The organism is Azospirillum melinis (assembly GCF_013340935.1).
Lineage (GTDB): Bacteria > Pseudomonadota > Alphaproteobacteria > Azospirillales > Azospirillaceae > Azospirillum > Azospirillum melinis.
This window is the reverse complement of the sequence record NZ_WHOS01000056.1, coordinates 1-20,878: the sequence shown is the minus strand read 5'-3', so window position 1 is coordinate 20,878 and position 20,878 is coordinate 1. Positions and strand designations below refer to the sequence as shown.

The following is a 20,878-nucleotide window of genomic DNA, read 5'->3' as shown; positions in this document are numbered from 1 at the left end:
ACCTGCGCAAGAGCCCGCGCAAGTTCCTTGGACTCAGGGTGCGTTCCGCCTAAACTCCCGCCCCGCGTGGCGCCGGACCGGGCATCGGCGCCAAAACAAGAACGTGCCCTGAATACGCCAGTCGAAGGAACGCGATACATGGATCTGAGCAAGCTCGCCGCGGGCAAGAATGTGCCCTGGGACGTGAACGTCGTCATCGAGATTCCGATCGGCGGCCAGCCGGTGAAGTACGAGGTCGACAAGGACTCGGGCGCCGTGTTCGTCGACCGCTTCCTGCACACCGCGATGTTCTATCCCTGCAACTACGGTTTCATCCCGCACACCCTGTCGGGTGACGGCGACCCGGTGGACGTCTGCGTCGTCGGCCAGCACGGCGTCGTCCCGGGCGCGGTCCTGCGCTCGCGTCCCATCGGCGTCCTGTACATGGAGGACGAGGCCGGCGAGGACGAGAAGCTGCTGGCCGTTCCGGTCGACAAGCTGCACCCGTTCTACACCGACGTGAAGAACTACACCGACCTGCCGGCCATCGTGACCGAGCAGATCGCCCACTTCTTCGAGCACTACAAGGACCTCGAAAAGAACAAGTGGGTGAAGGTCCGCGGCTGGGGCAATGCCGAAGAGGCCGCCAAGAAGATCGAGGAAGGCCTCGCCCGCGCCCTGGAAGCCAACAAGGGCACTCCGGGTCCGGTGGTCTGAGGGTCGATGGTTTGAACCTTGCGGCCTCAGCCTTGTCGGCTTGAGATCGCAAGGTCAGGACTGTATCTCCCCGCCTCCGGCATGTCCGCCGGCTGAGCGGGGAGATGCCCCAGCCCTTCAAGGGTCCGGCGCACCGCAAACTCCAGCGGCGTGTGCGGTTCCTCGCCCAGGAAGGCCCGCAGGCGGCGGTTGTCCAGCCGCACCGGGCGTTGCCAGAGATAGCGCATCTCGCCGAGTTCGCGGAACAGCGGCACCGCCACGCCGGCCAGCCGCAGCAGCCACCAGGGCATCCGCCGCACCGGCAGGCCGGGCGAGCCCAGCGCGCGGGCGATGGCCGCGGCCATCTGGCTTCCATCGGCATCCCAATGGCCGTCCATGTGGAACATCGCATCGTCACCCAGCTCCGCCTCGCGGTCGAGCAGGCGCATCGCCGTTTCCGCCACGTCGGGCAGATAGGCCCATTGATGGCCGATCCCCGGCCGGCCGGGCTGGTTGATGCGGGTCGGCGGCTTGCCGGGCGTCAGCAGGCCCTGGTTGAACCAACTGTTGCCGGCCTTGGGTCCGAAGAAGTCGCCGCAGCGCAGGATCAACAGCCTCGCCCCCTGCTGCACCGCGCGGTGCAGGCGGCGCTCCATCTCCACCCGGATGGCTCCCTTGCGGGTCAGCGGGTTCTGCGCCGCGGTTTCCGGGATCAGCGGGAAGGCGTCGGGGCCGTAATTGTAGACGGTGCCGGGCAGCAGGATGCGGGCGCGGTTCGCGCAGGCCGCGGCGATGCTGTTGTCGACCATGGGTAGAACCAACCGGTCCCAATCCTTGTAGCCGGGCGGATTCACCGCATGGACGATCAGCGCCGCCCCTTCGGCCGCTGCCGCCACGTCGGCGGCGTTCATCGCGTCGCCGACCACCCATTCGATGCCGTCCGGCTGCGGCTGCGACTGTGATTGCTCGGCCGGCTTGCGGCGCAGGCCGCGCACGGTCCAACCGCGCGCCGCCAGCGCCCGCGCCAGTTCGCCGCCGATCCCGCCGGTCGCTCCCAGAACCAGAGCGATCCTATCCTTACCGGTCGCCTGCATGCCGGTCAGATGTCCTGTCATCGCCGCCTCCATCGCCTTCCACTTGGTGACGAGGACAGGATGGGCCCGACGGACAGCTGAACGGAATTGTCGAACTGCGACTAACCGCTATACTCAAATCGATGAACCAGCCGCCGCCCAGTTGGGACCTTTACCGCAGCTTCCTGGCCGTGATCCGCGAGGGGTCGCTGTCGGCGGCGGCGCGTGCCCTGGGGTTGACACAACCAACACTGGCCCGCCACGTCGCGGCGCTGGAGGAGGCGGTCGGCGGCTCGCTGTTCGTGCGCTCGCCGCGCGGGCTGGACCCGACCGACGCGGCGCTGGCGCTGAAACCGCAGGCGGAGGCGCTGGACGCCGCGGCGGCCAGCCTGTGGCGTACGGCGTCGGGCTATGGGGCGTCGGGCCATGGCGGGAAGGGGTGCGGGGCGGAGGTGCGCGGCACGGTGCGGATCACCGCCAGCGAGGTGGTGGGCGCCCGCATCCTGCCGGCGATCCTGGCGGACCTGCGCGAACGCCATCCAGCATTGGAAATCGAACTGGTGCTGTCGAACGCCGTCGACGATCTGCTGCAACGCGACGCCGATGTTGCGGTGCGGATGGTGGAGCCGGACCAGCAGGCGCTGCTGGTGCGGCGGATCGGCGTCATCGCGCTCGGCATGTACGCCCGCCGCGACTATCTCGACCGCCACGGCAGTCCGGAGAGGCTGGAGGATCTCGGCCGCCACAGCCTGATCGGCTTCGACCGCGAGACGCCCGACATCCGTGCCATGATGCGGCGGGCGCCGGGCCTCACCCTGCCCCGCTTCGCCCTGCGGTCCGACAGCCATCTGGCCCAACTGTCGGCCATCGAGGCCGGGTTCGGCATCGGCATCTGCCAGGTTCCGCTGGCGCGGCGCAATCCCGAACTGGTCAGGCTGCTGGCCGAGGTCTTCGACATGCCGATGGGCATGTGGGTCGCCATGCACGAGGATCTGCGCTCCACCCCCCGCTGCCGCGCCGTCTTCGACGGGCTGGCGGCGGGACTGAGGGATCACGTATCAACAGGCCATGCCGGGTAGCGTCAACCGGTCCAGCCCATCCGGCGTTCGACGCCGTCGGCGGCCTCCTTCAGGATTTCGGCGCTGCGGCGGAGCGCCGTCTCCTCCTCCGCCGACAGGTTGGGCAGGATCGTCTCCACCACGCCGCCGGCGCCGATGACGCGCGGCAGCGACAGCACGATCTGCGGCACGCCGCAGACATCGTCGGTCAGCATGGCGCAGGTCGCCACCATCCGTTCGTCGGCGCCGATGGCCGAGACCAGCCGGGCCAGCCCGCCGCCGATGCCGAAGGCGGTGTGACCCTTGCCGTTGATGATGCGGTAGGCGGCGCGGCGCACGCCCTCGTCGATGGCGGCGCGGTCGTCCGCCGTCAGGCTGCGGCGGAGCTGGGCGGCGGCCTGCTCGACGGACAAGCCGGCGACGGTGGCGCTCGACCACAGCAGAACCTCCGAATCGCCATGCTCGCCCACCACATGGGCGTGGACGGAGCGCGGCGTCACCGCCAGCTGTTCGGCCAGCAGGGCGCGGAAGCGCGCGGTGTCCAGCACGGTGCCGGAGCCGATGACCCGGTTGCGGGAGAGGCCGCTGATGCGGGTGGCGATCTGCGTCATCACGTCGACCGGGTTGCTGGCGACCAGCAGCACGGCGTCGGGGGCCGCCTTCAGCACCTCCGGAATGATGGCGCCGAACACCTTGGCGTTGCGTTCCAGCAGTTCCAGCCGGGTTTCGCCCGGCTTCTGGGCGACGCCGGCCGACAGCACGACCACCCCCGCCCCTTCCAGTGCGGCGTAGGAGCCGGCGCGGACGGTGACGGCATGGGTGAAGGGCACGGCATGGGCGATGTCCTGGGCCTGGGCCTGGGCCAGAGCCTCGTTCATGTCGACCAGCACGACCTCGCTGGCCGCACCGGTGGTCACCATGGCGAAGGCGGCGGTGCTGCCGACGAACCCCGCCCCGACGATTCCGACCTTCATGAACAGGCTCCCTTGCGCAAGTTGGCGTACGGACCATCACAGCTTGCGGGCGGTCGTCCCTCGCCGCAAGGCGCAACACGACAACTCCCTCTTGTTTTCAATCCTTTCCCGTTTTCCCCCCGCATTGTTTTCAATGGGCGCGACGAAACGCCCCCTTGCCCAATGGTCATACCAGCCCGTAATGTTGCGCCGCAGCAAATGGCAGGGATGAAAGTCCGGGCCTGCGCTGTTCGTCATCAAAACCGTCGGCATCCCGTGGCAGACTGGGGGCCGGCGCCATAATCCAGCACCGGATCCGGTCATGACCGTTCGCAACCTCGACAAGCTGTTCAAGCCCGCCTCCATCGCCCTGATCGGCGCCAGCCGCAAACCCGGCACGGTGGGGGCGGTGGTGGCCCGCAACCTGTTCCAGGCCGGCTTCGACGGGCCGGTGATGCCGGTCAACCCGACCGAGCGCGCGGTGGAAGGGGTGCTGACCTACAAGACGGTGGACAGCCTGCCGATCACGCCGGACCTGGGAGTCATCTGCACCGCCCCGGACACGGTGGCGGCGACCATCGACGCGCTGGGCAAGCGCGGGACCAAGGCCGCCATCGTCATGACCAAGGGCATGTCGGCCGACCAGACCCAGACGATGCTGGACACAGCCAAGCCCTATCTGATGCGGGTGCTGGGCCCGAACAGCCTGGGCGCCATGGTGCCCGGCCGCGGCATGAACGCCAGCTTCGCGCCGGTGGCGCCGCGCAAGGGCGACGTGGCGCTGGTGGCGCAAAGCTCGATGGTGCTGACCTCGGTCGCCGACTGGGCGACCTCGCGCGGGATCGGCTTCTCGCATCTGGTGTCGCTGGGCGACCGCGGCGACGTCGATTTCGGCGATCTGCTGGACTATCTGGCCTCCGACGTCACCGTGCGCGCCATCCTGCTCTATATCGAGAGCATCACGCATGCCCGCAAATTCATGTCGGCCGCCCGCTCCGCCTCGCGCCAGAAGCCGGTGATCGTCATCAAGGCCGGCCGCTCGGACGAGGCGCAGGAGGCCGCGGCCAGCCACACAGGCGCCCTGGCGGTGTCCGACGCCGTCTATGACGCGGTGTTCCGCCGGGCCGGCGTGCTGCGGGTCAACGATCTGGCCGAGCTGTTCGACGCCGCCGGCACGCTGGGCACCGGGGTGCCGATCACCGGCGACCGGCTGGCGATCCTGACCAACGGCGGCGGCATGGGGGTGATGGCCACCGACAAGCTGATCCAGGCCGGCGGCCGGCTCGCCGCCATGGCGCCCGAGACGCAGGAGGCGCTGGCCAAGGCGCTGGGTCCGCAGCCGGGCGGGGGGCAGCCTGGCGGCGCCCCCTTCCGCAACCCGCTGCGCATCGGCGCCGATGCCACGCCCAAGCGCTATGCCGAGGCGCTGAACGCGCTGATGCAGGACACCGGCAACGACGCCGTGCTGGTCCTGCACTGCCCGTCCGCCCTGACCGACAGCGAGGCCATCGCCCAGGCGGTGGCGGAGACGGTGCAGGCCAACAAGGCGCGCCGCCATCCGGTGCTGACCAGCTGGATCGGCGACCAGTCGGCGGTGGAGGCGCGCAAGCTGTTCGCCGAGGCCCGCATCCCGACCTACAGCGGCCCGTCCGACGCGGTGCGCGCCTTCATGCATCTGGTGCGCTACCGCCGCAGCCAGCAGCTTCTGATGGAGACCCCGCCGTCGGTGGCCGAGGATTTCCAGCCCGACGAGATCACCGTGAAGAAGGTGATCTCCCGCGCCATGGCCGAGAAGCGCGAATGGCTGAGCGAGTATGAGGCCAAGCGCGTTCTGGCCGCCTACGGCATCCCGGTGGTCGACACCCGCGTTGCCCAGACGCCGGAGGAGGCCGCCGCCGCCGCCCGCGTCATCGGCGGGCCGATCGCGCTGAAGATCCTGTCGCACGACATCACCCACAAGTCGGACGTCGGCGGCGTCGCTCTCGGCCTGACCAGCCCGGAGGACGTGAAGGCGGAGGCCGAGGCGATGCTGGCCCGCGTCGCCGAACTTGCGCCGGAAGCGAAGATCGAAGGCTTCACCGTGCAGGAGATGGCTGTCCGCCCCGATGCCTACGAGCTGATCGTCGGCATGACCGAGAACGAGATGTTCGGCCCGGTCCTGCTGTTCGGCGAGGGCGGCATCGGCGTCGAGGTGGTGGAGGATTACGCGCTGGCCCTGCCGCCGCTGAACATGAAGCTGGCGGCCGAACAGATGAGCCGCACCCGCATCCACCGCCAGCTCCAGGGCTACCGCTCGCGGGCGGCGGTCGATCTGGACGCGGTGGCGCTGACGCTGAACAAGGTCAGCCAGCTGGTCGTCGATTTCCCCGAGATCGCGGAGATGGACATCAACCCGCTGCTGGCCGACGCCGACGGCGTGACGGCGCTGGACGCCCGCATCAAGGTCGGCGTGCCGGCCCTGGCCGGGGCGGCAAGGCTGGCGATCCGCCCCTATCCGAAGTCGCTGGAAGACCGCATCACCATCAAGGACGGCCGCCAGTTCTTCGTCCGCCCGATCCTGCCGGAGGACGAGCCGCTGGTGCATCATCTGGTGGAGAACCAGACGGCGGAAGACCTGCGCCTGCGCTTCTTCGCCCCGCTGAAACGGCTGTCGCACCAGGCGGCGGCGCGGCTGACCCAGATCGACTATGACCGCGAGATGGGGCTGATCGCCGTCGGCCCCGACCCGCAGACCGGCGACACCATCATGTATGGCGTGGTGCGCATCACCGCCGACCCCGACAACCGCCGCGCCGAATATGCGGTGATGGTGCGGTCCGACATGAAGGGCCAGGGGCTGGGCTATATCATGATGAACAAGATCCTCGATTACGCCCGCTCGCGCGGCATCAAGGAGGTCTATGGCGAGGTTCTGCGCGAGAACACCAACATGCTGAACATGTGCCGCGCGCTGGGTTTCGTCCGCAAGGAGAACCTGGACGAGCCCGGCGTGGTGGAGGTCCGCATCGAACTGGGCGGCGGGCTGGCGGCGTAAGCGTCGCTTCCATACCGGCGGTTGACTAAAGGCACGGATGGGGCAATATCAGGCTTGGCGGGCAGGGGGATTCCGCCCCCCTGTCCGCCAGCCCGATGCTAGCTGAAGAGATCAAGCAAGCGCTTGACGATCTCCAACGCCAGGATCAGGAGTTGGAGGATTTCCTTCATCCTCTTCACTCCTCGTAAGCGGCGGGGATGGCGGCCAGTCCGCCATCCCGTCCGCGCCGTCACTGTGGCGCACGCATAGGTATTGCGAAAGCGCTTTCACTCGCAAAATCAGGAATTCCAGGGATTGCGGCTCGCTGTCGCAGCCTTCGCCGTTACGCCGGTCCCAACAGCACCTTCACGTCGGCGGGCTGGCCGAAGAAGGGGGCCGAGGTGATCAGCAGGCGGCAGCCGGCCGCGGCATAGGCGGCGGCGTTCGCCTCGGTCACGCCGCCGGCCGGGGCCACCACCGGCGGCGGGGTCAGGTGCCTTGTCGCCTCGATCACCGCGCGGGCGGCGGCGGGCGGCAGCTTTTCCAGTTGGATCACGTCGGCGCCGGCCTTTGCGAAGACCACGGCCTCCTCCATCGACCCGACCTCCACCACGATCTTCTTTTCCGGGGCCTTGCGGCGCAGCGCGGCGATCCAGGCCTCCGGAGCGTCACTCAGGAAGGCGCGGTGTTCGGGGAAGACCAGCAGCGTTTCCGACAGGCCCAGCCGGTGCATCACCGCCCCGCCCGCCTGCACTGCCTTGACGCTGAGATCCTTGGCACCGGGGAAGTTCTTGCGGGTGCAGGCGACGGTCACGCCGGGAGCCGCCTCGACGATGCGGCGGGCGCGGGTGGCGATGCCGGAGGCGTATTCGACCAGCGTCTGCGCCACCTTCCAGGCATGGTGCAGCGCACCGGCCGGGCCGTCCGCCTCGAGGAAGAGCGCTCCGGCCTCGACGGCGGTGCCGCTGGGCTCGACGCGCAGGACCCGGCCGCCGACCCTCTCAACCAGACGGGCCGCCTCCTCCGTCCCGGCCAGCACCATGGCGCCGCGGGCGGCGAAGCTCATGCGGGCATGACGGGCGGCGATGCCGAGCGCGCCGGTGGTCAGGTCGCCGTAGGGAACATCCTGCGCCAGAAGCGCGTCGAGGGCGGCGTCGGGCAGGATGGTCGTCATCGGCGGGATTTCCCTGTTGAAGGTGGGTTTACAGCCAGCCGCGCCGGCGGAAGTACCAGAGCGGGACCACCGCCGACAGCACCATCAGCAGGATGGCCATGGGGTAGCCGAACTCCCAGTCCAGTTCCGGCATGTGCTTGAAGTTCATGCCATAGGCGGACGCGATCAGCGTCGGCGGCATCAGCGCCACCGAGACGACCGAGAAGATCTTGATGATGGCGTTCTGTTCGATGTTGATCAGGCCCAGCGTGGCGTCGAGCAGGAAGTTCGCCTCGTGCGCCAGGAAGCCGGCATGTTCGGTCAGGGACCGCAGGTCGCGCGTCATCGTCTTCAGCGCGGTCTTCTGGTCCTTGTTCAACCGCCCGCCGCTGACCGAGGTCATGAACACCACCAGCCGGTCGAGGCCGGCCAGGCTGTCGCGCACCTTGTGGGTCAGGTCGCCGGCCCGACCGATGCCGCGCAGCACGTCCTGCAGCTCGTCCGGCTTCTTGGCCGCCTTGCCGAAGCCGCCGCCGTCCAGCGAATCGTCGAAGACCCGGGCCGACAGCTCGTCGATGCGGCCGCCGACCAGCTCCAGCACGTCGGCGACCCGGTCGATCACCGCGTCCAGCAGCCCGAACAGCGCGCTTTCCCCCGTCGCCAGCAGTTCCGGCTGGCGGACGCAACGGGCGGCGAAGGTGATGACCGGCAGCGGTTCAGTGTAGCGCAGCGTGATGAGGTGGCGCGGGGTCAGCACGAAGGTCAGCTCGCCCTGCTCGGGATGGGGCGAGGTGGCGCGCGAGATGATGGGAGAGGTCATGTAGATCCCCTCCCCCTCGACATAGAGCTGGCTGGAGGCCTCGATCTCCTTCATCTCCTCGCGCGTCGGCAGGTCGCAGCCGGTCAGCGCGCCGACATGGGCGCGCTCCGCTTCGGTCGGACGCAGAAGGTCGATCCAGACGGCACCGCCCGGCAAAGGCTCGCCGAGTTCCAGCGGCTGGCGCACCACCCGCCCGTCTTCGGCACGGGCATGGACGGTGATCAAAGGGCAGCCTCTTCCGGCACCGGCGCGCCGGCGGCGCGGCAGGCCGCGGCCAGCGTGTTCAGCATCAGGCAGGCGATGGTCATCGGGCCGACGCCGCCGGGAACCGGCGTGATGGCGCCGGCGACCGTCACCGCCTCGTCAAAGGCGACGTCGCCGACCAGCCGGGTCTTGCCCGCTTCCGCCGCGGCGACGCGGTTGATGCCGACATCGATCACGGTGGCGCCCGGCTTGATCCAGTCGCCGCGCACCATCTCCGGCCGGCCGACCGCCGCCACCAGGATGTCGGCGCGGCGGCATTCGTCGGGCAGATCCGCGGTGCGGGAATGGGCCATCGTCACCGTGCAGTCGGCTTGCAGCAGCAACTGCGCCATCGGCTTGCCGACGATGTTGGAGCGGCCGAGCACCAGCGCCCGCTTGCCCTTCAGGTCGCGGCCCAGCGTGTCGCGGATCAGTAGCAGACTGCCCAGCGGCGTGCAGGGCACGATGGCGCCCGGCTGGCCGGTGGCGAGCAGGCCGGCATTGACGACATGGAAGCCGTCGGCGTCCTTTTCCGGGACGATGCGGGCCAGCACCTTCTGGCTGTCGATGTGCCTGGGCAGCGGCAGCTGGACCAGGATGCCATGCACGGCCGGGTCGGCGTTCAGGCGGTCGATCAGCGCCAGCAGGTCGGCTTCGGCCATGTCGGCCGGCTCGTGATGGTCGAAGCTGTTCATGCCCAGCTCGACCAGCGCCCGCTCCTTGGAGCGGACATAGACCTGGCTGGCCGCATCCTCGCCCACCAGCACGACGGCCAGACCGGGGGTGACGCCGTGGCTGGCCTTCAACGCCGCCACGCCATCCGCCACCCGCGCACGCAGGCCGGCCGCAAAGGCCTTGCCGTCGATGATCTTCGCGTCCGCCATGCTACTCTCCACCCTCGCTGCCCACATCGTCGATCAGGGGCGACAGCCGCGCCAGCAATGCCGCCGGGTCGCCCGCCACATGCAAAATCTTGTTCCGGTCGGTGGCGCCGGCCACCACGGTCAGGCTGGTCTTGGGCAGTTTCCATGCCTTCGACAACAGTTTTATGACGGCCTCGTTCGCCTTGCCGTTTTCCGGCACCGCCGTGACCGCCAGCTTGAGCACCCGTTTCCCCTCCCCCTTCGCATCGACCGCATCGGCCGTGCCGGTCACCGCGTTGCGCGACGCCTTGGGCGTCACCCGCAGCGCCACCCGCAGCCCGTCGGCCACCGCCTCGAAGGGAGAGGAGGACGCCACGGTCAGAAGCGCGGCCAGTATTGGGCCATCAGGTTCTGGATGAAGGAGATCGCCAGCAGCACGACGATGGGCGACAGGTCCAGCCCGCCCAGGTTGGGCAGGACGCGGCGGATCGGGCGCAGCACCGGCTCGGTGACGCGGTACAGGAAATCGCCGATCAGGTAGACCGCGCGGTTGCGCGTGTTCACGATGTTGAACGCCACCAGCCAGCTGAGGATCGCCGACAGGATCAGGACCCAGAAGAACAGGTCGAGGATGGTGTTGATGAGCAAATACAGCGCGATCATGCCGGGCCAGCTCCAGTGCGGTTTTTGCGACGGCCGCGCGCAGAGGGTTGCGCAGCGGGCGCCAGCCTTTTCCGGGCACCCTAAGCATAAGCGGAGAGGCCTGTCCAGTACGGCGGCCCGCCGACCGGCCGGCCGGCCTGCGGCGGATCGGCCGCCCTATGCCCCGCCCGGCACCCCATCCCGAGCCCTCTCCCACATCATCGCACGCACACGTCATTTTTTCTGAATCAAGCGCTTGACAGCACCCCCCGCGATGGACAATATCCGCGCCACGCCGGGGCGACGAAGACGCAACGGTGTGAGTGTGGGGCCGTAGCTCAGCTGGGAGAGCGACGCGTTCGCAATGCGTAGGTCGGGAGTTCGATCCTCCTCGGCTCCACCATTTTCCCCTTCCCTGGAAGGGTGAGACAAGTCGGTAGAAGGTCAGCGGGCGTTGCTGGGAACGGCATCTGGCCCGCTTTTTCGTTTTGGATCTTGTGCGGTCAGCAGACTTTGCCGGCGGACGCGACGGTCCGCCGGCGAGGGCAATCGGAAAAACAGAAAAACCAGAGGGCGTTACCCGTTCTCCGCCAGCACCGTCCCGGCAAGGTAGAGCGAGCCGCAGATCAGCACGCGCGCCGGGCTCTGCCGGCCAGCCACCAGATCGGCCAGGGCGGCGTCCACCCCGTCGGCGGCGGCGTGGTCGCGGATGCCGCAGAGATTGGCGGTCTCGCAGGATTCCTCGGCGGTGAAGCTGGCTTCCTCGCCGGGGATCGCCACCGCGCGCAGGGAGTGGGTGAAGGGGGCCAGGGGCCCAAGGAACTCGAATGGATCCTTGCTGGACAGCATGCCGTAGATCAGCAGCAGCGGCAGGGCCGCGCCGCCATTCGATTGCCCGCGCGACCAGTCGACCGCCTGCCGGGCCAGAACCTCGCCCGCCGAATCGTTGTGGCCGCCGTCCAGCCACAGCTCCCACCCCGCAGGAAGGCTCTCGGCCAGCGGGCCGCGGGTCAGCCGTTGCAGGCGGGCCGGCCATTCGACGCCGGCGAGGCCGCGGCGCACCGCCTCGTCGTCCACCGCCAGCGGCAGATGGTCGAGACAGGCGATGGCGACGCCGGCATTGGTGATCTGGTGGGCGCCGGCCAGTCCAGGCATCGGCAGGTCGAGCCGCCGTTTGGCGCTCTCGAAACGGAAACCGTCCGGACGCTCCTCGACCGACCAGCTCTGGATCGGCGCGGCGATGGCGTTGGCGCGGAGATTCAGCGCCTTCAGCGCGTCGGCTTCCGGCTGCGGCGCCAGGACCACCGGAACGCCGGGCTTGAAGATGCCGGCCTTCTCGCTGGCGATCTCCAGCAGCGAGTCGCCCAGGAACTGGCGATGATCGTAGGAGATGCGGGTGATCGCCGTCACCGCCGGCCGGTCCACCACATTGGTGGCGTCCAGCCGCCCGCCCAGGCCGGTCTCCAGCAGCACCACGTCGGCCGGCACGCGGGAGAAGGCGAGGAAGGCCGCGACCGTCGTCACCTCGAAGAAGGTGATGGGGTTGCCGGCATTGGCGACCTCGCACTCCTCCAGCAGGGCGGCCAGATGATCGTCGTCGATCAGGCGCCCGCCCTGAGGCCCGCCCAGCCGGATGCGCTCGTGGAAGCGGACCAGATGCGGTGAGGTGTAGACATGGACGCGGTGGCCGGCCGCCTCCAGCATCGCGCGCAGGAAGGCGACCGTCGATCCCTTGCCGTTGGTGCCGGCGACATGGACCACCGGCGGCAGCTTCCGCTCCGGATGGTCCAGCGCCGCCAGCAGACGGTGCACCCGGTCCAGCGACAGGTCGATGACCTTGGGGTGAAGCCCCTTCAACCGATCCAGCACCGGATCGGAACGGGTCGCCGCCAGCCTTGCGGACGGGTTGGCCAGCGGGGTGGGGGCGTCGCTCATGATCGTCTCTGGTCGGATGGTCGCGGGGGTGTTGCCGGTCAGTCGCCGGCCTGGACCGGCTCCGCCGTGGAGGCCGGCTGGGCCGCGGTCGCCTGGGTGGCAGGCGGCAGCGGCGTGCCCGGCTGGGCCACCGTCCCCTGGGGCAGCTGGGCCGGTTCACCGCCGACGCCCTGGACAGCACCCTGGGCGGCGGTCAGGTCGAGATCCTCGACCACCGCGTCGATCCGCGGGGTCATCAGCAGGCCGATGGTGCGGACCAGCGTCGGGCGCAGGTCCCGGCGATGGACGACCATGTCGACCATGCCGTGCTCCAGCAGATATTCGGACCGCTGGAAGCCTTCCGGCAGGGTCTCGCGGATCGTGCTCTCGATCACGCGGGCGCCGGCGAAGCCGATCTGCGCGCCCTTCTCGGCGATGTGGATGTCGCCCAGCATGGCGAAGCTGGCGGTGACGCCGCCGGTGGTCGGGTCGGTCAGCACCACGATGTAGGGCAGGCCGGCTTCCTTGACCATCTCCACCGCGATGGTGGTGCGCGGCATCTGCATCAGCGACAGGATGCCTTCCTGCATGCGGGCGCCGCCCGAGGCCGGAACGACGATCAGCGGGGCGTTCTTCGCCACCGCCAGACGGGCGGCGGTCAACAGCCCTTCGCCGACGGCGATGCCCATCGACCCGCCCATGAAGCCGAAGTCGAAGGCGGCGACCACGGCGGCATGGCCGCCGATGCGGCCCTCGCCGACGACGATGGCGTCGGTGCGGCCGGTCTTGGTCTGGGCTTCCTTCAGGCGGTCGGTGTAGCGCTTCTGATCGCGGAACTTGAGCGGGTCGGCGACCGACTTCGGCAGCTCGACACCCTCATAGGCGCCGTCGTCGAACATCGTCTCCAGCCGCTTGACCGGGTCGAGCCGCATGTGGAAGCCGCAATGCTGGCAGACGTGCAGGTTCTCTTCCAGCTCGCGGTGGAACAGCATCGACTCGCAGCTCGGGCACTTGTGCCAGAGGTTGTCGGGCACTTCCTTGCGGGCATAGAGCGCGCGGATCTTGGGACGGACGTAGTTGGTAAGCCAGTTCATGGAACGCCTTTCAACGACATGGCGGTACGCCGAAGCCCGGCGGCGGCCGGACATCGGGTCCGTGCCGCACCGGGCTCTTCAGCCGGTCGTCGCCATGAGCGATCGTGTTGCAGGTGTCGTAAAGCGGTTTGCCGTCGTTGTAAACCGTCCGTCCCTCAGCCCCGCGCCGCGCGCACGCCCTTGGCCAGCTCGCCGACGAAGCCCAGAACGTCCTCGACCGTACCCGGCTTGACGCCGCCGGACACGTCGAGTCCGTCGGCCAGACGGGTGACGATGGCGGAGCCGACCACGGCGGCATCGGCGACGCGGGCGACCTCGGCGGCCTGGTCCGGCGTCTTGATGCCGAAGCCGACGGCGACCGGCAGGTCGGTGTGGCGCTTCAGCCGGGCGACCGCCGCGTCGATGGCGGTGTTCGAGGCGCTGGCGGTGCCGGTGATGCCGGCGATCGACACGTAATAGACGAAGCCCGAGGTGTTGCGCATCACGGCCGGCATGCGCGCCTCGTCGGTGGTCGGCGTCGTCAGGCGAACGAAGCTGACGCCGGCCTTCACCGCCGGCAGGCACAGCTCCTCGTCCTCTTCCGGCGGCAGGTCGACGACGATCAGGCCGTCGACCCCGGCCTCGCGCGCCGCGGCCAGGAAGGGCTCCACCCCATAGGCGTGGATCGGGTTGAAATAGCCCATCAGGATGATCGGGGTGTCGGCGTCCTGCTTGCGGAAGCCGCGGACCATCTCCAGCGTCCTGCGCACCGTCATCCCGGCCTTCAGCGCGCGCAGCGAGGAGGCTTGGATCGCCGGGCCGTCGGCCATCGGATCGGTGAAGGGCATGCCCAGCTCGATCAGGTCGGCGCCGGCGGCCGGCAGGCCGTTCAGCACCGCCTGAGACACGACGGGATCGGGGTCGCCGGCGGTGATGAAGGTGACCAGGCCGGCGCGGCCCTCCGCCTTCAGCGCGGCAAAACGGCGGGCGATGCGGCCGTCGGCCAGGACGTCCACGCTCTTCATGACGGCACTCACAGTTCCACTCCCAGATGCTTGGCGACGGAGAAGATGTCCTTGTCGCCGCGGCCCGACAGGCACAGCACCATCAGGTGGTCCTTGGGCAGTTTCGGTGCGCGCTTGATCACCTCGGCAAGGCCGTGGGCGGACTCCAGCGCCGGAATGATGCCCTCGGTGCGGGCGCAGAGCTGGAAGGCGTCCAGCGCCTCCTGGTCGGTGGCATAGGCGTATTCGACGCGGCCCACGTCATGCAGCCAGCTGTGCTCCGGCCCGATGCCGGGATAGTCGAGGCCGGCGGAGATCGAGTGGCCTTCGAGGATCTGGCCGTCCTCGTCCTGCAGCAGGTAGGTGCGGTTGCCGTGCAGCACGCCGGGACGGCCGCCGTTGATCGAGGCGGCATGGTCGAGCGGCCCCTTCTCGATGCCGCGGCCGGCGGCCTCGACGCCGATCATCTGCACCGAGGGATCGTCGAGGAAGGGATGGAACAGGCCGATGGCGTTGGACCCGCCGCCGACGCAGGCGACCAGGCTGTCGGGCAGGCGGCCTTCCAGCTCCTGCATCTGGGTGCGCACCTCGTCGCCGATCACCGACTGGAAGTCGCGGACCATGGCGGGATAGGGGTGCGGGCCGGCGGCGGTGCCGATGATGTAGAAGGTGTCGGAGACGTTGGTAACCCAGTCGCGCAACGCCTCGTTCATCGCGTCCTTCAGCGTGCCGCTGCCCGACGTCACCGGCCGGACCTCGGCGCCGAGCAGCTTCATGCGGAAGACGTTGGGCTGCTGGCGGGCGATGTCGGTCTCGCCCATGTAGATGACGCAGGGCATGTTGTAGAGCGCGCAGACCGTCGCGGTCGCCACGCCATGCTGGCCGGCGCCCGTCTCGGCGATGATGCGGGTCTTGCCCATGCGCCGGGCCAGCAGGATCTGGCCGATGCAGTTGTTGATCTTGTGCGCGCCGGTGTGGTTCAGCTCCTCGCGCTTGAAGTAGATCTTGGCGCCGCCCAGCTGTTCGGTCAGGCGTTCCGCGTAATAGAGCGGGTTGGGCCGGCCGACATACTGCTTCAGCTGCTGGCGCATCTCCCCCTCGAAGGCGGGATCGGCGCGCGCCTCGCGATAGGCCTTCTCGACTTCCAGGATCAGGGGCATCAGCGTCTCGGCGACGAAGCGGCCGCCAAAGATTCCGAAATGCCCGCGCTCGTCGGGACCGGAGCGGTAGGTGTTCAGTTTGGTCATCGTCTGCGGCACTGCCTGAAGTCGAAGGGAAGCTGTTTGTCAGGTGGGCGGCATCGGGTCCGGACACCGGCCAAGCGCGACACCATACCGGCGGGACGCGCCGATTTGAAGCACCGGACGGCGGATCTCCGTGAATACCACCCGTCCGCATACATGGAGCGGGGCTTTGCAGCGGCAAGGCCGCGCCCTATACACTGGCACCTTCCTCATTGCGGAGCATGCTTGCGATGACTGAGCGGACGCCGCCGTCGCTTCTCCCCACGGACGGTCAGCCGGCGCCCTGCCGGATTCTGGTGGTGGAGGACAGTCCGCTGAACCAGATGCTGGTCACCGCCATCCTGGCGCAGGCCGGACACCGCGCCGACACCGCCAACAACGGGCTGGAGGCGGTGATGGCGGCGCAGGCCGGCGGCTACGACCTGATCCTGATGGACCTGTCGATGCCGGAGATGGACGGGCTGACCGCCACCCGCCTGCTGCGCGATCTGCCGGGGCCGGCCGGCCGGGTGCCGGTGGTGGCCATGACCGCCGACACCGACGAGGCCGACCGCGTCCGCTGCCAGAATGCCGGCATGAACGACCATGTCGCCAAGCCGGTCGACCGGGCACAGCTGCTGGAGACGGTGGAGAAATGGCTGCGGGCCTCGACGGTGCAGCCATCGGCGGCGCCCGACATGCCGGCCGGCTTCGGCCTCTGCGCGTCGTCAGCACCGGCGGCGGCGGGCGAGGTGCTGGACCGCGAGGTGCTGGCCCAGCTGGCGCAGGATCTGGATGCGGATCTGCTGGCCGACGTGCTGCGGCAGTTCGTGGAGGAGACCCGCGAACGGGTGACGCGCATCGCCGGGGAGACCGACCGCGCCGTCCTGACGCGCGAGGCGCACACGCTGAAAAGCACCGCCGGGACCTTCGGCGCCAGCACCCTGTGCAGCGCCGCCCGCGCGCTGGAGATGGCGTGCCGGGCATCCCTGGCGGAGCGGGAGGGGGCAGAACAAACGGATGGGGACGGGTCGGCGGACACGGTGGAGAGGCTGCGCGGCGAGATTCCCCGGCTGGCCGGGGACGCCATCGCGGCCTACCGCGCCGCCGGGTATCCGGTCTGACTGTATCCGGTCCGACTCAGCGCGGCCCCGTCACTCGACGACGCTGATGTTCACGGCGGAATCCTTGCCGTTGTTGCCGCGTTCCACCTCGAACTGGACACGCTGGCCCTCCGACAGGGCATGCAGGCCGGAGCGCTGAACCGCGGTGATGTGCACGAACACGTCCTTCGAACCGGCCTCCGGCGCGATGAAGCCGTACCCCTTGGTGGTGTTGAACCATTTTACGGTGCCGTTGGTCATGGGCCTCCCCTTTGGTCACTGCGAGACAAGTCTTTGGCAAAACGGATTGGTCCGGAATCGCCGGCATCGGCCGCGCCATGAGGTCTGCCGGGCAAGCGGAACCAAGACATTGTGCGGGGAGGCTAGCCGCATGCTGTGGTTGCGGGCAATTCCATCTCACGGCATAGGACTAACGACGGCCAAGTCCGGAGTGGAATTACGACCAAGGCGACGGAGCTTTGTCGAAGGGTATTAGCCCGTTTCTTGGCAGATTTCGGGCATGAAGCGGATTTTCTTGCCGAAATAAAGGGTTAGATCGAAGCCGGACTGAGGTGTCGATCCGGTCGCCGGCCGAGGCTACAGCTTCCCCTCGGCCTGCCAAGCCAGACGCTTGCGGTAGATCGTGGAGGCGCTGATCTGCAGCAGGGCGGCGGCGCGCGGAATGTTGCCGTCACAGGCCGCGATGGCGTCCTCAATGGCATCCTTCTCGACCTCCCACAGCGGCTTGATGGCATCGGGGGAGAGCGGGACATGGGGCCGCGGGGCTGCGGCGGCGCCGGCCGGTGCTGCGGCGGTCACCGGGACATGCAGAGGCTGCGGCGTGCCGAGAGGCGGCGGCAGCATCTCGGGCGTCACGGTGTCGCCATCATGCAGGACCGCGACGATGCGCACGACATTCTGCAATTGGCGGACGTTGCCCGGCCAGTGGTAGTGGCGCAGCGCATGTTCGGTCTGGGGCGAGAAGCGGGTGAAGCCCTTCTTCTCCTCCTTGGCGAACTCCGCCAGATAGTGGCGGGCGATCTCCAGCACGTCGTCCTCGCGCTCGCGCAGCGGCGGCAGATGGATGGGGATGACGTGCAGGCGGTAATAGAGATCCTCGCGGAACCGCCCCTCCTCCACCTCGCGCAGGGGATCGCGGTTGGTGGCGCAGACGATGCGCAGGTCGACCTTCTCCAGCTTCGACCCGCCGACGGGCGTGAAGGTGCCGGTCTGGATGAAGCGCAGCAGCTTGGTCTGGAGATCGGGCGCCAGCTCGCAGATCTCGTCCAGGAACAGAGTGCCGCCGTCGGCGCGCGCCGCCGCACCCTCGCGGTCGGACACCGCCCCGGTGAAGCTGCCCTTCACATGGCCGAAGATCTCGCTTTCCATGAGATCCTTCGGGATGGCGCCGCAGTTGATGGCGATGAAAGGGCGGGACGCCCGCTGGCTCTGGCGGTGGATCGCCTCGGCGCAGACCTCCTTGCCGGTGCCGGATTCGCCGGTGATGAAGACGGTGGCGCGCGACGACGCGGCGCTGTCGACGATGCGGTAGACCGCCTGCATCGCCAGCGACGAGCCGATGAAGCCGTGGTAGCGGGCGCGGTTCAGGTCCTTCTCGAAGGTGTCGACCAGCTGGGCCAGCCGCAGCCGCTCCATCGCGTTGCGGACCGTCACCACCAGCCGGTCGGCGGAGAAGGGCTTCACCAGGAAATCGTAGGCGCCGTAGCGCATCGCCTCGACCGCCGCCTTCACCGAGCCGTGGGCGGTGATGACGATAACGGCGCAGGGCAGCGCCTGGGAGTCGATGCGTTTCAGCACCTCCATCCCGTTCATGTCCGGCAGCTGCAAATCCAGCAGAACCACCATCGGCGCGCCGTCGTTCAGCTGCGCCAGCGCGTCGGCCCCGGTTTCAACCGAGATGACGGCGTGGGATTCCTTTTTCAGGTATTCCGCGTAGACACGGGCCAGCGAGGGCGTGTCTTCGATCAGCAGGACGGGGATGGAACCTGGCGGCATGCTGTGTGCGACACGCGAAGCTAGGGACGGGACAGCGCCTATTGTCTAACAGATAATTCTGAAAATCCCACCCCTACGCGCATGGGTGCGGCCACGAACGGATCGAAATCTCCACCGGACCGAATCTGTCGCGGCCCCGCCGCTTGCCGGGGGCGGCGCGATGAACTATCAGCAGCGGGCATGAGGCCCCGGATGACGGGCGTCGGAAAGAGGGGGGTTCGCATGGCCGATCACGCCAGTCTGGCCGGCAAGCGCGTTCTGCTGGTCATCGCCGGCGGCATCGCCGCCTACAAGAGCCTGGAGCTGATCCGCCGCCTGCGCGAGCGCGGCGTGACGGTGCGGGCGGTGCTGACGGAGGCCGGTGCCCGCTTCGTCACCCCGTTGTCGGTACAGGCGCTGACCGAAGATACCGTCTACCGCGACCTGTGGTCGCTGACCGACGAGTCGGAGATGGGCCACATCCGCCTGTCGCGCGAGGCCGACCTGCTGGTGGTGGCGCCGGCCACCGCCAACCTGCTGGCGCGGATGGCCGCCGGCATGGCCGACGATCTGGCCGCCACCGTGCTGCTGGCCACCGACAAGCCGGTGCTGGTCGCCCCCGCCATGAATGTGCGGATGTGGCAGCATGCCGCAACCCAGGCCAACATGGCCCTGCTGGAAAGCCGCGGCGTGCTGCGCGTCGGCCCCAACGACGGGGTGATGGCCTGCAACGAATTCGGTCCGGGCCGCATGGCCGAGCCGATGGAGATCGTCGACGCCATCGCCGGCATCTTCGCGCAGGATGCCCATAGGCCTTTGGCCGGACGCCGCGCCATCGTCACCAGCGGCCCGACCCACGAGCCGATCGACCCGGTGCGCTACATCGCCAACCGCTCGTCCGGCAAGCAGGGCCACGCCATCGCCGCGGCGCTGGCGAAGCTGGGGGCGGCGGTGACGCTGGTCAGCGGCCCGACCCGCCTGCCCGACCCGGCCGGATGCAGCGTCGTCCATATCGAGACGGCGCGCGAGATGCTGGCGGCCTGCGAGGCCGCCTTGCCGGCCGACATCGCCGTCTGCGCCGCCGCGGTGGCGGACTGGCGCGTCGACGGCGTCGGCGACCGCAAGCTGAAGAAGGATGGCGGCGGCCCGCCGGCCCTGGCGCTGACCGAGAACCCCGACATCCTCGCCACCCTGTCCCGCCCCGGCGACCGCCGCCCGGCCCTGGTCGTCGGTTTCGCGGCGGAGACCGGCGACGTGCTGGCCTATGCCACCGCCAAGCGCGCCCGCAAGGGCTGCGACTGGATCGTCGCCAACGACGTCTCCCCCGGCACCGGCACCTTCGGCGGTGGTGACAACACCGTCCACCTGATCCGTGCCGACGGGGTCGAGTCCTGGCCCACCATGGCCAAGGACGCCGTCGCCGCCCGGCTGGCCGAGGCGGTGGCGGAACACTTCATCAAGGATTTCAAGGCGAAGTAGCGTCTACCCGGCGCCCGTCCCGCCATCCGAACACGAGGAACCGTTCCATGTCTTCCACCCTGTCGCCCACCGTCGCCTTCCTCCGCCTGCCCGGCAACGACGACCTGCCGCTGCCCTCCTATGCGACCGATGGCGCCGCCGGCTTCGACCTGCGCGCCGCGGTGCCGGCGGACGCCCCCGTCACGCTGGAGCCCGGCAGGCGGGTGCTGGTGCCGACCGGTTTCGCCGTCGGGCTGCCGGCGGGGTGGGAGATGCAGATCAGGCCGCGGTCCGGGCTGGCGGTGAAAAACGGCGTCACCGTGCTGAACACGCCGGGCACCGTCGATTGCGACTACCGCGGGCCGGTCGGCGTCTGCCTGATCAATCTGGGCGAGGAGCCCTTCACCATCGCCCGCGGCGACCGCATCGCCCAGGCGGTGATCGCCGAGGCGCCCCAGGCGATGCTGGTCGAAGTCGCCTCGCTGGACGAGACCGCACGCGGCACCGGCGGCTTCGGGTCCACCGGCGTGGCCTGAAGCCCTTCCCGTGACTTAAAATCCGCCCCCGACTTCGCCCTGGCTCGTATACACATCCAACGCTGCCCACGAACAGAAA

19 protein-coding genes and 1 tRNA gene are annotated in these 20,878 nt (G+C 69.0%); 7 read left to right on the top strand and 13 right to left on the bottom strand.

What is annotated here, in order from left to right:
- Window positions 1-138: 138 nt before the first annotated feature.
- On the top strand, window positions 139-696 hold the full coding sequence (gene ppa, locus GBZ48_RS28365; RefSeq protein ID WP_109076049.1) for an inorganic diphosphatase: 558 nt from the start codon (window positions 139-141) through the stop codon (window positions 694-696).
- A gap of 26 nt (window positions 697-722) precedes the next feature.
- Here ppa and GBZ48_RS28360 read toward each other — a convergent pair whose 3' ends face one another.
- Window positions 723-1,790, bottom strand: a complete 1,068-nt coding sequence (locus GBZ48_RS28360) for an NAD(P)H-binding protein (protein ID WP_246307522.1) — start codon at window positions 1,788-1,790, stop codon at window positions 723-725.
- A gap of 101 nt (window positions 1,791-1,891) precedes the next feature.
- Between GBZ48_RS28360 and GBZ48_RS28355 the strand changes: the two genes are divergently transcribed.
- Window positions 1,892-2,827, top strand: coding sequence for a LysR family transcriptional regulator (locus GBZ48_RS28355; RefSeq protein WP_174474102.1), 936 nt, complete (start codon window positions 1,892-1,894; stop codon window positions 2,825-2,827).
- A gap of 2 nt (window positions 2,828-2,829) precedes the next feature.
- Here the strand turns inward: GBZ48_RS28355 and GBZ48_RS28350 are convergent, their stop codons facing one another.
- A complete protein-coding gene (locus GBZ48_RS28350; protein WP_174474101.1) occupies window positions 2,830-3,780 on the bottom strand; it encodes an L-lactate dehydrogenase in 951 nt (316 codons plus the stop codon).
- Window positions 3,781-4,081: 301 nt separating this feature from the next.
- Here GBZ48_RS28350 and GBZ48_RS28345 point away from each other — a divergent pair, with 301 nt between their 5' ends.
- Complete coding sequence (locus tag GBZ48_RS28345; protein ID WP_174474100.1) at window positions 4,082-6,793, top strand: bifunctional acetate--CoA ligase family protein/GNAT family N-acetyltransferase; 2,712 nt, start codon at window positions 4,082-4,084, stop codon at window positions 6,791-6,793.
- Between the two features lie 322 nt (window positions 6,794-7,115).
- On the opposite strand, the gene modD is transcribed toward GBZ48_RS28345, so the two are convergent.
- The 5 genes from modD to GBZ48_RS28320 are packed head-to-tail and all read right to left on the bottom strand — an operon-like array spanning window position 7,116 to window position 10,514.
- Window positions 7,116-7,946: a ModD protein gene (gene modD, locus GBZ48_RS28340; RefSeq protein WP_174474099.1), complete on the bottom strand. Its 831-nt coding sequence runs from the start codon at window positions 7,944-7,946 to the stop codon at window positions 7,116-7,118.
- Window positions 7,947-7,974: 28 nt separating this feature from the next.
- Window positions 7,975-8,970 (bottom strand): magnesium transporter CorA family protein, encoded by a 996-nt coding sequence (locus tag GBZ48_RS28335; protein WP_109490515.1) that lies wholly within the window; start codon window positions 8,968-8,970, stop codon window positions 7,975-7,977.
- Window positions 8,967-9,872, bottom strand: coding sequence for a bifunctional methylenetetrahydrofolate dehydrogenase/methenyltetrahydrofolate cyclohydrolase FolD (folD, locus tag GBZ48_RS28330; protein WP_174474098.1), 906 nt, complete (start codon window positions 9,870-9,872; stop codon window positions 8,967-8,969). The genes GBZ48_RS28335 and folD overlap by 4 nt, the downstream gene beginning before the upstream one ends.
- Window position 9,873: 1 nt before the next feature.
- Window positions 9,874-10,227: a DUF167 family protein gene (locus GBZ48_RS28325; protein ID WP_174474097.1), complete on the bottom strand. Its 354-nt coding sequence runs from the start codon at window positions 10,225-10,227 to the stop codon at window positions 9,874-9,876.
- Between the two features lie 2 nt (window positions 10,228-10,229).
- On the bottom strand, window positions 10,230-10,514 hold the full coding sequence (locus GBZ48_RS28320) for a YggT family protein (protein ID WP_174474096.1): 285 nt from the start codon (window positions 10,512-10,514) through the stop codon (window positions 10,230-10,232).
- 306 nt (window positions 10,515-10,820) lie between these two features.
- Here GBZ48_RS28320 and GBZ48_RS28315 point away from each other — a divergent pair.
- A tRNA-Ala gene (locus tag GBZ48_RS28315) sits at window positions 10,821-10,896 on the top strand.
- A 173-nt stretch (window positions 10,897-11,069) separates the two neighbouring features.
- Here GBZ48_RS28315 and GBZ48_RS28310 read toward each other — a convergent pair.
- The 4 genes from GBZ48_RS28310 to trpB form a co-directional block, all read right to left on the bottom strand.
- Entirely contained in the window at window positions 11,070-12,428 is a 1,359-nt protein-coding gene (locus GBZ48_RS28310; RefSeq protein ID WP_174474095.1) for a bifunctional folylpolyglutamate synthase/dihydrofolate synthase, read from the bottom strand.
- 38 nt (window positions 12,429-12,466) lie between these two features.
- Complete coding sequence (accD, locus tag GBZ48_RS28305) at window positions 12,467-13,501, bottom strand: acetyl-CoA carboxylase, carboxyltransferase subunit beta (RefSeq protein ID WP_174474094.1); 1,035 nt, start codon at window positions 13,499-13,501, stop codon at window positions 12,467-12,469.
- Between the two features lie 155 nt (window positions 13,502-13,656).
- A complete protein-coding gene (gene trpA, locus GBZ48_RS28300; RefSeq protein WP_174474093.1) occupies window positions 13,657-14,505 on the bottom strand; it encodes a tryptophan synthase subunit alpha in 849 nt (282 codons plus the stop codon).
- An 8-nt stretch (window positions 14,506-14,513) separates the two neighbouring features.
- Entirely contained in the window at window positions 14,514-15,731 is a 1,218-nt protein-coding gene (gene trpB, locus GBZ48_RS28295; RefSeq protein ID WP_174474092.1) for a tryptophan synthase subunit beta, read from the bottom strand.
- Window positions 15,732-15,958: 227 nt separating this feature from the next.
- Here trpB and GBZ48_RS28290 point away from each other — a divergent pair, with 227 nt between their 5' ends.
- Window positions 15,959-16,831 carry a response regulator gene (locus GBZ48_RS28290; RefSeq protein ID WP_174474091.1) on the top strand — a complete coding sequence of 291 codons (873 nt, stop codon included), beginning with the start codon at window positions 15,959-15,961 and terminating at the stop codon, window positions 16,829-16,831.
- A 30-nt stretch (window positions 16,832-16,861) separates the two neighbouring features.
- On the opposite strand, the gene GBZ48_RS28285 is transcribed toward GBZ48_RS28290, so the two are convergent.
- Window positions 16,862-17,071, bottom strand: coding sequence for a cold-shock protein (locus tag GBZ48_RS28285; protein WP_109152670.1), 210 nt, complete (start codon window positions 17,069-17,071; stop codon window positions 16,862-16,864).
- A 336-nt stretch (window positions 17,072-17,407) separates the two neighbouring features.
- Window positions 17,408-18,826 (bottom strand): sigma-54-dependent transcriptional regulator, encoded by a 1,419-nt coding sequence (locus GBZ48_RS28280; RefSeq protein WP_174474090.1) that lies wholly within the window; start codon window positions 18,824-18,826, stop codon window positions 17,408-17,410.
- 222 nt (window positions 18,827-19,048) lie between these two features.
- Here GBZ48_RS28280 and coaBC point away from each other — a divergent pair, with 222 nt between their 5' ends.
- Together coaBC and dut are read left to right on the top strand one after the other, a co-directional pair.
- On the top strand, window positions 19,049-20,284 hold the full coding sequence (gene coaBC, locus GBZ48_RS28275; protein WP_174474089.1) for a bifunctional phosphopantothenoylcysteine decarboxylase/phosphopantothenate--cysteine ligase CoaBC: 1,236 nt from the start codon (window positions 19,049-19,051) through the stop codon (window positions 20,282-20,284).
- A 47-nt stretch (window positions 20,285-20,331) separates the two neighbouring features.
- The gene (gene dut / locus GBZ48_RS28270; protein ID WP_174474088.1) at window positions 20,332-20,799 is read left to right on the top strand and encodes a dUTP diphosphatase; all 468 of its coding nucleotides are present in this window, start codon (window positions 20,332-20,334) and stop codon (window positions 20,797-20,799) included.
- Window positions 20,800-20,878 lie beyond the last annotated feature (79 nt).